At 54.2% G+C, this 10,466-nt stretch carries 10 protein-coding genes; 6 read left to right on the forward strand and 4 right to left on the reverse strand.

All coding sequences use genetic code 11. The features are described from left to right. A partial coding sequence (locus tag Q1B15_RS00275) for an amino acid synthesis family protein (RefSeq protein WP_299748419.1) occupies nucleotides 1–309 on the reverse strand: 309 nt, incomplete at its 3' end. Between the two features lie 144 nt (nucleotides 310–453). After that, a complete protein-coding gene (locus Q1B15_RS00280) occupies nucleotides 454–879 on the reverse strand; it encodes an ester cyclase (RefSeq protein WP_299748422.1) in 426 nt (141 codons plus the stop codon). Between the two features lie 276 nt (nucleotides 880–1,155). Between Q1B15_RS00280 and Q1B15_RS00285 the strand changes: the two genes are divergently transcribed. Both Q1B15_RS00285 and Q1B15_RS00290 read left to right on the forward strand, forming a co-directional pair. Further along, nucleotides 1,156–2,103: a DMT family transporter gene (locus Q1B15_RS00285; protein ID WP_299748425.1), complete on the forward strand. Its 948-nt coding sequence runs from the start codon at nucleotides 1,156–1,158 to the stop codon at nucleotides 2,101–2,103. Nucleotides 2,104–2,598: 495 nt separating this feature from the next. After that, a complete protein-coding gene (locus Q1B15_RS00290; protein ID WP_299748427.1) occupies nucleotides 2,599–3,984 on the forward strand; it encodes a phenylacetate--CoA ligase family protein in 1,386 nt (461 codons plus the stop codon). A 218-nt stretch (nucleotides 3,985–4,202) separates the two neighbouring features. On the opposite strand, the gene Q1B15_RS00295 is transcribed toward Q1B15_RS00290, so the two are convergent. After that, the gene (locus Q1B15_RS00295) at nucleotides 4,203–5,795 is read right to left on the reverse strand and encodes a winged helix-turn-helix domain-containing protein (protein ID WP_299748430.1); all 1,593 of its coding nucleotides are present in this window, start codon (nucleotides 5,793–5,795) and stop codon (nucleotides 4,203–4,205) included. Nucleotides 5,796–5,925: 130 nt separating this feature from the next. Here Q1B15_RS00295 and Q1B15_RS00300 point away from each other — a divergent pair, with 130 nt between their 5' ends. From Q1B15_RS00300 to Q1B15_RS00315, 4 genes are all read left to right on the forward strand, one after another. Beyond that, nucleotides 5,926–6,528 carry a DUF1326 domain-containing protein gene (locus Q1B15_RS00300; RefSeq protein WP_299748433.1) on the forward strand — a complete coding sequence of 201 codons (603 nt, stop codon included), beginning with the start codon at nucleotides 5,926–5,928 and terminating at the stop codon, nucleotides 6,526–6,528. Continuing rightward, nucleotides 6,528–7,313 (forward strand): DUF2182 domain-containing protein, encoded by a 786-nt coding sequence (locus Q1B15_RS00305; RefSeq protein WP_299748435.1) that lies wholly within the window; start codon nucleotides 6,528–6,530, stop codon nucleotides 7,311–7,313. The genes Q1B15_RS00300 and Q1B15_RS00305 overlap by 1 nt, the downstream gene beginning before the upstream one ends. A 386-nt stretch (nucleotides 7,314–7,699) precedes the next feature. Beyond that, the gene (locus tag Q1B15_RS00310; RefSeq protein WP_299748437.1) at nucleotides 7,700–8,449 is read left to right on the forward strand and encodes an aldolase/citrate lyase family protein; all 750 of its coding nucleotides are present in this window, start codon (nucleotides 7,700–7,702) and stop codon (nucleotides 8,447–8,449) included. A 316-nt stretch (nucleotides 8,450–8,765) separates the two neighbouring features. Further along, complete coding sequence (locus tag Q1B15_RS00315; protein WP_299748442.1) at nucleotides 8,766–9,578, forward strand: class I SAM-dependent methyltransferase; 813 nt, start codon at nucleotides 8,766–8,768, stop codon at nucleotides 9,576–9,578. A 132-nt stretch (nucleotides 9,579–9,710) separates the two neighbouring features. On the opposite strand, the gene Q1B15_RS00320 is transcribed toward Q1B15_RS00315, so the two are convergent. After that, a complete protein-coding gene (locus tag Q1B15_RS00320) occupies nucleotides 9,711–10,430 on the reverse strand; it encodes a helix-turn-helix domain-containing protein (RefSeq protein ID WP_299748445.1) in 720 nt (239 codons plus the stop codon). Between the last annotated feature and the right edge of the window lie 36 nt (nucleotides 10,431–10,466).

The following is a 10,466-nucleotide window of genomic DNA, read 5'->3' on the forward strand; positions in this document are numbered from 1 at the left end:
CATCGGCGCACCCAGTCTGGGATGAATAGTGGCCCCTCCATGTTCCATGTCGCCCGCGACACCAACGATCGCCGCCTTGCCATATGACACAGGAGACCCAATGAGCTGCTCGACGGCTTGTTCGGCGAGTTGCTGCCCCAGTTCGGCGCCGATTTCGAAGAGTACGGAAAGGTCGGCCTCGAAACGTCCTGCCAGCGGATTGCGAAAGACTGCGGCAGCCGCAACGCGTGATACCGGTTCGCATGGTTTGCCAAAGGCATCAGACGTGATCAACTCGCGAACAAAGATTGTTTTTCGTGCCAGGACCATTTCTGCCTCCATAAATCACTATTTACGAAGATGGCTGGTTTTGGCTTGTCGGTCGATAGCTTTCCCAACCGGCTGAAAGTGGACCGTAAGGGGGTGGCTTTGGGTAGAGTTTCCAAAGAATTTCAGGCGGTTGGGAAAGGCGTCTCAGTCTACAAGACCCAGCTGCCGTGCAATGGTTGCGCCATCGTAATAGTCGCGGCCTTCGACCACCAATCCGTCTTTTACCCTCATGACCGAGCAATAGCGGACTTCGGCCCGTTTGCCGGTCGGCGCAAAATCCCCAAGGCTTGAGCGCAGAGTACCAGTGTGGGTGCCCGTATTGCGAAACTCGACAGTGGCCCATTCACCGCAATGACTGACTATAACATTCTCGACCTTGCAAAGTCCGTCTGGGAAAGCCTCGCGCCAACGGAAGTAGTCTGCTTTGTATGCATCTTTTCCCGATAACTTTTCGCCGCGCGCTATATCCTCGAAGTCGCAGTCCGTGGCAATGACTTGTGCGCCGCGGTCTGGATCGCGCATATCCCAGGACTCATGAAACTGGCGGACGATCTTTTCAGTAGGATGCATAGTCTGGCTACCTTTCTAGCTGGCGCAGGGGTCCGGTCCCACGGTTTTCTTGATTGACCATGACCAACAAAACACGTCGCGGCAATTCTTGCGAAGTTCGGACTTTTCCTTGTTCCCGGTCGCCGGGCCTTCACCGACATGACAAAGAACGTCTATTTTGGGCTCTTTGCTGCCGTTCGCTGCGTATGCCTTCAATGTCTGCATAGGCCCCCTGAGCACGGCCAAGCGTCGCAAAAGGAGTAGACGCGCGTGTGGTAACACCCTTATGCGGGGCCCATGAACAGTTCTACCTCCTACGCTCCCTCCACGGACCGCATCCTAGCCGGTGTGGCTCTGATGCTAGGATTTTGCGTAACCGCCCCCTTACTGGATGTGGCGGCCAAGCTGGCATCGGGCAGCGTGCCGGTGGGACAGATCACGGCCGCACGCTTTATCGTTCAGTGCGTGCTGATGGCGCCGTTTGTCTGGATGATGGGTCTGTCGTTGCGGGTGGCGCGGGGGCAATGGCTGGCGCTGTTGTTTCGCGCGGTACTTTTGTTTGTCTCGACCTTTTGCTTTATCGCTGCGATCCGGGTCATGCCCCTTGCCGATGCCTTAGCGATTGTGTTTGTAGCCCCGTTCATCGTGCTGCTGGTGGGGAAGTTCTACTTGGACGAAGATGTCGGATCGCGCCGCGTAAGCGCAGCGATTGTGGGCTTTGTGGGTGTCTTGTTTGTGATCCAACCCAGTTTTGCAGCCTTTGGCGCAGTGGCGCTGTTTCCGCTGGGCACTGCGGTGGGGTTCGCGCTCTATATTCTTGTGACACGCGGGCTGTCGCGGCGAATGCATCCCGTCACCTTGCAATTCCACACAGGCCTTATCGCCAGCCTCCTGTGCCTGCCGGTAATGATATTGGCCCAAGGCACGGGGGCTGAGCTGCTTGATCCAGTTTGGCCCAAAGGCGTTGTGTGGCTCTGGCTGTTGGGCGTCGGGTTTTTCGCCTCGCTGAGCCATATGATGATGACCTATGCGCTGTCGCTGGCGCCTTCGGCCACACTGGCGCCACTGCAGTATCTGGAACTGCCGGTGGCGACATTGCTGGGCTATCTGGTGTTCGGCGACTTCCCCAATGCGCTGACCCTCGCCGGAATCGCCATCATCATCGGCGCAGGACTGTATATGATCCACCGCGAAAGGGTGACCGCCCGTCAGCTGATCACTGAGTGCGCTGCTCCACCGATTTGAGGTGGAGCGATCTTTAATGCAATGTACCCACAGCCGACGGGCAACCCAGCCTGAGATGCCGCTGGTCCAGCGGGACGGATTCAGCGCATTGCGGAGGGTTGTAAGCGGGGATCTTGGGCGAAATGCGGTCGTTCGCGGCGCTTTGCTTGAAGGGCAGCTCTGCGGAGAGGCTGTGTGAAAACTATCGAGAGCTTTCACAAATGCCAAAAATTGCCAGATTCAGGCACGCTCTCGTAGAGCTGAACCATCAAATTAGCAACTCCCGAAAACCAGCGGCGCGAAATCATGAAGAATCCCGAGTTTTCACACAGCCTCCGGACGAAGCCGACCTTGGGTGTCGCTGCATTCATATCCCCTTTCGCGGTGTGCCGCATGACCACAAAACAGCGCGACTACGCGATTTGACATAGGTCATTTAACGCGGAGCTCCTTGGTATAGTTTCCAATCAACGAATTCTTTACGTCGGATACAAAGAACAAGCATCGCGAGTGGATATGCGTTTCAGCCTTCCTAGAGCATTGGGATATGCGGTCGGTGGGCTCTGGACAGGCTGGGGCGGACGGAAGCGGATTGAAGCCAAGCAACTCGGCAATATGCGGCGTCTCGTGGAAAAAGCGCGGCGCGAGTCGCCGTTGTATCACCGGCTCTACGCGGATCTGCCTCCATCAAGCGAGATTGAGCTGAGCGACTTGCCGGTGACCCGCAAACCCGAGCTCATGGCGGAGTTCGACGATTGGCTGACAATCCGTTCTCTTTCCCTCGACAAGGCCCGCGAACATCTACGGGACATCGGGAAAGTTGGGGTGCCGATCGACGATGTCGCCGTCTTTCAGACCTCCGGGACATCGGGCGAACCCGCGGTCATCGTCATATCTGAATCGTTCGTGGAATATGCCTATGGCATCATGCTGGCGCGCTTTGAACGATACCACCGCAAGCTCGTGCGAGACGTCCGCAAGCTCGGTGACAGGGTGACGATCACAGGCGGGCATGGCCACTTCGCCGGAAACGGGTTTAACAAACTGGTGCAAAGGTTGAATCCGCAGCTGGCGAAGGGGTTTGGGGTAACCTTCATTGAGGCCGACCAGCCTATTGGTCAACTCGTTGACAGACTAAATGCGATTGCGAAAATCGCCTGGATCGTGACCTACCCCAGCATGCTGGCCATCCTGGTCAGGGAAAAAGAGGCCGGGCGGCTGCGGATCGCGCCTGCGCTCTTTACCACGGGAGGCGAGACACTCACGGACGATCTTCGCGCGCGGGTTGGGCGGGCCTTCCCCTCGCTGAAATACGGTATTGCCGACCCCTATGGGTGCACCGAGTGTCTGGCGCTTTCGTTCGAATGCAGCCACGGGCGCAAGCATGTGAACGAAGACTGGGTCATCTTGGAGACGGTCGATGAGGCGATGCAGCCCGTTCCCGATGGCACTTTGTCGGCGACAGTGTTGCTGACAGTCCTCGCTAACGAGGTTCAGCCTTTCATCCGATACGATCTCGGCGACTGCGTACGTTTCGACGAGGAACCCTGCGCTTGCGGGTCGCCATTTCGCAGTTTTCAAGTGGAGGGACGCCAAGCGACGCTCGTTCGTGTCGGCGAGGTGACGCTGTCACCACTCGTTTTCGAACTCGAGCACGAGAGCGCCCGGCGCAGCCAGTTGGTCCAGACCAGTGACAAGGAATTCGAAGTGCGCATACAACTGATCGATGAGACGGCGGCGGGGCGAGTCTTTCAAGAGGTCATAGCTTCGGTAAAGCAGGTGTTTCGCGATAACGGCCTGGATGATGTGGCGGTGCGAGAAAGCGAAGCATCGCCCGAATTCACCGCCAGCGGCAAGTTCCATGAAGTATTGCCTTTGCGTCGTACCGGCTCAATCACGTGACATAACCCGGCATGCGCCGTTAGGTCCAAGAAAAGCAAAATGGGCTCGAAGCCACCGCGCACAGTGATTTGTTCGAAGGTCCGCAATGGGCCGAAAGTAACACATGCCGCGCCATGCACATTTCGACAAGAAGGGCGATGAGCGTCCGTTCGTGGCGCGATGTACCAAGGCCTGTCAGGCGAACAATGTTGACTTTTAGCCAACGTCCATCAACTCTATTAGGCGTGCCCAGCTTTGCGCAGGCCTTCGATCATGTGCGCGCAATCTTGCGTCCCGACATTCCATTTTCGAATTTCCGCTTCAGTGGTAATGCTGGGTTTCACCTTTCTCATCATCGCCAGTGACACGGCTGCTTCTTTCCGGTCAAGGTGCCCAAATGCTGCGGCGTTCAGGAGATGGGTCCAGTAAAATTCGGGCATACTGATGCGCTGAACATCGACCAAAACCTCGTCGTATCGCCGGTGATGCAAATGCAAAAGTGCGGAACTGAAATGATACCAGCCAGGATGCAACGGGTTCAGCTTTTTGGCTCGGTCAGATAGCTCAGTTCCCAAGTCAAATCTTCCCAAGAAAGACATATAATGGCCAACCTCAGCCAGTATTTCAGGATCGTTCGGGTTGAGGTCGAGCGCACGCTGTGCTTCGGCCTCAAACTTTCCGATGTCCTTCTGAAAAAAATGTACGATCGCTAACCAACAGCGCGCATATGCACTTTGCGGGTCGAGTTGGGTGGCCCTAAGGGCCATGGCCAGAGCCCGCTCAATCGGCTTTGGACGAGGATTGGCCTCAAAGCGGTGCTCGGCCAGATAGACATTGGCCAGTAGGGCATGAGCCTCTGCGTAGTTCGGATCAAGTGCGATCGCTTTTTCAAGAAGATCTCGCGCTTCTGCATGCATGTCCTCGTTCAAGGTGGCGGTATAGCGCCGTGCACGTAGCAAGCAGTCATAGGCATCCCATTCGGAGGGGCTTTTTTGCAAGGCATGTGTCAATGCGGTATCCTGCATCTTAACCCCAAGCGATGCGACAATCATGCGAGTTATCGCGTCCTGGACTGAGAAAACATCCTCGAGTCGCCGGTCATAACGATCTGCCCACAGGGAAACGCCCGAAGCCGCCTCAATCAACTGGACAGCGACACGCAGCCTGTCGCCTTCTCGACGCACGCTACCGTCAACGATATAGCCAGCTCCCAGTTTTGCTGCAATCTCGGGGAGCGCAACATCGCGCTTTTTGAAGTGAAAAGACGAGGCACTGGCGATTACTCTCAGTTCTCTGAAATGGGTTAGATTGGCGATAACGTCCTCGGTCAGTCCATCGCAAAAATAGTCATCCAGGCCCGCGCTTGCGATCTTGAACGGCAAAACGACCAGTGTTGGCATAACTGTTGCCGTATTTTTCTTGGCCACAGGTTGAGTCATTGATTTTGGTATTTTGATCACGGTTGGATCGGGTTCAGATGAACCGTCAAAAGCCTCACCACTTAGGCGGACGGTCGCGTCAAAGTCGCACTTTATTTCGGCGACAAATCTGAATCCACGTCGCTGTACCGTCCTGATTACGTTTTGCGTCTCACCGGAATCTCCAACAGCCCGTCTAAGCGCAAATATCCCGCTGCTTAGCGTGGTATCGGAAACGGCACGACCTTGCCACACGGCTGCAATTAGATCGTCGCGAGACGCGATCCGGTCGCGGTTATGGATCAAGTACAGCAACAAGTTGAAGACTTGGGGTTCCATGGCAACGGGTTTGTTATTCTTGCGCAGCTCGAACATCTCTGAATCAAGATGAAAGGAGCCGAACTGGTAGATCATTGAAACTCCATTTTCGCCGTGATCGAAAAACGATGAAATCTAAACGTAATCTCAATGCCTTCATCAAGCAATGATGTCGGGGCTCGGTTAGGAATTGGCACGATCCAAATTTGGAAAAAGGAGTATCTCTATGACCTGGTCGCTTAAAGGAACCTATTTTGAAAGCTGCAATTGCGAGGTCGCCTGTCCTTGTCTTTTCCTCAGCCCCCCAAGCCAAGACGAGTGCACCGCGCTGGTCGGTTGGCACATTGAAGACGGCGAAGACGAAGGCGTGTCGCTTTTGGGCCTCAATGTGGCTCTTGCCGTGCACTCTCCGGGCCACATGGCCACAACCCAGTGGAACGTCGCCCTCTATGTCGATGAACGCGCCGACGAGGCACAGAATGCCAGCTTGATGAAAATATTCGGCGGTCAAGGCGGCGGTCATCCGGCCCGACTAGCCACCCATATCGGGGCCATAGTCGGTGTGCGTTCAGTGCCGATTGAATTTACCGTGGATGCTGGCAAGCATGGGCTCAAAATCCCGAACATTGCGGATGTCGAGGTGGATCAGATTTCCGGCCAGGGCGGCGATCCAGTCACAATTTCTGGCCATCCTTTATGCATAGCACCGGGGTTTCCAGCGACAGTAGCCAAATCCAGCAAGATGGTTTTCAAGGACCATGACATGGACTGGAATCTGTCTGACAAAACCGCCGTGTTCTCTCCGTTTGCTTATCAGAGCGAACAATAATGGACCGCGCGGGTTCGATGCCCGGCACAACGGCGCATATGACGCCCGCGCGTCTGGCTCTGTTGTTGGGCGGCCCAATTGCCGTGGCCGTGGCGTCGTGGATTTATCTGGCACTCATGATCACCGACATGTCCGCGATTCCTGGCATGTCCGCGATGATGATGTCTCCTCAGATGTTCACGCCGATGCAATTTTTCGGCCTGTTCTTGATGTGGGCGGTCATGATGTCCGCGATGATGCTGCCCACGGCGGCCCCGATGATTGGGGCCTATGCGCGGATGCAGGGCGCTGACCGCGCGAGAGGCGCCGGTTGGCTGCCGGTTTTTGCTTTCTCCGGCGGGTATGTTCTGGCTTGGGCCGGCTTTAGTCTAGTCGCGGCGGGGCTACAGGCGGGGCTTACCAACTTGGCCGTGATGTCCCCAATGATGATGAAGGCCGCAACACCGCTGGGGGGTGGCATTCTTGTGATTGCAGGGCTGTATCAGTTTAGCCCGATCAAACACGCTTGCCTACGTCAGTGCCGCACACCGATCAGTTTCTTGATGACCCAATGGCGCGACGGCGAATGGGGTGCATTGACAATGGGCTGGCGGCACGGCCTGTTCTGTGTCGGTTGCTGTTGGGCGCTGATGGGGCTTCTCTTCGTCGTGGGCGTCATGAACACCGCATGGATCATCGCGATCACAGTCTACGTCCTCGTGGAAAAAATCGTTCCAAGCAGCGAGATCCTTGCAAAGTTTGTCGGTGTGACAATGGTTGGGTTAGGTCTTTTGATCAGTTTTTAAAATAGATCTGATTGCGACTCCATCGAGCGCCTTGTGCCAATCGAGCGGATACAAACCCTGCTGTCGCTGCAATCTCTGGCTCTGATCACGCCTCTCAAACTTCTGACAGTGTAGTATTCAGCAAAATGGGCGCCAAGCCGACCTTCGCTGCACTCTGCACCAATGACCGCTCCGCGGGACAAAGCAGCCAAACCCTGGAACGAGGCGAAAGGCTTTCTGACAAATGTCAGCCAGGCCAATTCGAAGGCTGCTTCATTCATGCGCCGCTAAAACAACCAGGCGTCACGAAACTTGCATCCTGCTCGTGGAATTGAGAGCCTTGTGGCCGCGACCATAATTCCACTTAGTCAATATTTGCATTTGAGGCTCTTATGAACTCCAGTCCGATGACATTTAAAAGAAAACTGGCCAATCAAGACTTACGATTGACGGCTCATGTTTGTACAATCCCTTCCGCAATAGTGACACAGGCAATTGCGTCCGCCGGGAGTGATGCGGTGATCATCGATATGGAACATGGAGCAATCGATTACTCCTCGGCGCATGCGATGATTGCGGCCACGGCCGGGACGTCTTGTGCTCCGTTGGTGCGTGTTACCGAAAATGATGCTGCACAAGTAAAGCGCACATTAGATTTGGGAGCCGAAGGAATTGTTTTCCCGATGATCCGTAGTGCAAGCGATGCTAAACGGGCAGTCGCCTCATTGCGATATCCTCCCAACGGTACAAGAGGGTTCGGACCATTTTTGGCGCACTCACGGTGGGACACCTCTTTGCTTGATTACCGCGAAGCAGTGGACGACCAGATTGTGTGCTGCCTTTTAGTCGAAACCCGCGATGCGATTGAGAATATCGAGGAAATTTGCGCGGTTCCGGGCATTGACGCTATTATTCCTGCACAGTTTGATCTTTCAACCGATCTCGGCATCTCTGGTCAGTTTGATCATCCAGATTTTCAGACGGCTATTGCGAAGGTCGAGAGAGCCGCGAAAGCTGCAAATATCCCTCTAGGAAATGTCGGACTCGCAAAGCCGCAAGCCGATGCGCTTTTTGCCAAAGGCTATCGAATTATTGCGGGGTTCGACATTCTTTGGCTCAAAGCAATCGCAGCTGAAACTCAGTCATGGACCAAATAGAAGTTGGCTGCCTGTCATATCTGCACGTTGGACACGACCATCCAATATAGACACCGCCCAGTCCCCGCGGCTTCCTCCCTGAGAGATTTTTCAACGCGGGTCACAGTCGAGCCAAGCCGAAAGACCGCACACTGGCCCGCATCAGAAAATCTTCATCTTAGCTACCGTTCGCTGCGCAGAGTGCGGAGGTCTGCTAAGTTGGACAAAGTCGTCGTTCGACGAAAACCAGTTTTGGCGCAACCAAATTGGTTTAATCAAGCAATTTCGGATATACTTCCATTCAGAGACGGATTGCATAGCGGGCGGGAGGTTTCCAATGTCGACTAACTCTTCCAGTTTTGTGGGTGATATCCCAAGCCACTACGACAATGGCTTGGGCCCTAACATCTTCGTGGATTACGCCGACAGGCTGGTAAAGCTATGCGACGACGGAGATATCGGGAATGTGATCGAGCTTGCAGCCGGAACGGGCATTGTAAGCAGAAAACTACGAGACCATTTGCCGCCTGATACTCAATTGCTTGTCACAGATTTGAACCAGCCAATGCTGGACGTCGCTAAATGCAAATTTACCGAAAGTGAAAACGTTGAGTTCGGTGTTGCTAACGCTATGGATTTACCTTTCGACGCTAACATCTTCGATTTGATGGTCTGCCAATTCGGAGTAATGTTTTTTCCTGACAAAACAGCGTCTTATAAAGAAGCGGCTCGGGTTCTGAAACCGGGCGGACGCTATATTTTCAATGTCTGGAGCGCCATGTCCGAAAACCCATTCTCGAAAATGGCGCATGATGTAGGTGCGAAATTTTTTCCAGACGATCCGCCCGGCTTCTATAAAGTCCCCTTTCATTATGGAGACCCTGAAGTGGTTCGAGCCGATCTGGCTGCTGGAGGATGGTGGGATGTGGAGCATGAGACTATCCAATTTAACAAGACCATCGACAACCCAGAAGCATTTGCAACAGCGCTTGTCTACGGCAACCCGCTCATCGACGAAATCAGGGAACGTGGTGGCGTTAACCCGGAAGAAGTCGCTTCTGAGATGCTATCCGCACTTCAGGAGGCATTCGGATCGAACGGTATGGCAATGCCACTGTCGGCGACGACGTTTATTTGCCGCATGCCGTAATTGAGGGGTTTTGCGCTTGGCGCAGTGATCGCTTCGGGCGGCGGGCAGACGTTCGTTGCAACACGAGCCGAGGGCGGCTCTGTCGGACTTTGCTGCCGCTCAAACACACGCTGGAAATCGATGATCTTAGACTTAGCCATCATTCAATTGTGAAATTGCCGCAAGGCCTACTTCCTGAAAACTGCTACCCTTGAACCAGACACCAAATGCCTCGACTTCTTTACTAGAGCCATGAAGGGAAATTCGTTCGATATCGATCGCGTCGCATAACCTTATGTGGCCCATCCAGACTTTGACGAGTACCTGCACCGGTGCTGTTACCCAAAGATCGATTTCAAACCCCGGATCTTTCTTGCACAAGTCAATTTCACAACCTTCAAATACCATCCAGTATAATCGTTTGGTCGCCTCGGTATCAGTCAATCTGATCTCGACAGCACGGCGTTTTTTCACCCCTGCCTCGTTTGACATATTGGCAAACCGAACCTCCCAAAAAAATAGATCGGGATTAATGTTGTCCAACGATGTCATGGAATCTCGGAGCCAATGTTGCGACCAATTTCCCATTTGTTCCAGCACCGGCCACAAGGCGTTGCCGCTTTTGGTTAAGTGATACTCGAATTTATTGCCCACCCCAACACGTTGTCGTTCGATAATTTGCATGTGTTCAAGTTGGGCGAGCCGCTTTGAAAGCAGTGCAGATGACAAGCGCGGCATGCTTGCGTGCAGTTCATTAAAACGGGTTAAACCAGAAAAAAGACCACGAAGGATAAGCGGGGTCCACCGCTCTGCAATGATTTCTGCTGCGGCTGCGATTGGGCAGTACTGGCCGTATTTGGTTTGAGTGCTCATTTGACAAGCGTAAGTATTCCGGACGCCAAATCAACT

It is taken from the genome of uncultured Boseongicola sp. (genome assembly GCF_937988555.1).
GTDB lineage: Bacteria > Pseudomonadota > Alphaproteobacteria > Rhodobacterales > Rhodobacteraceae > Boseongicola.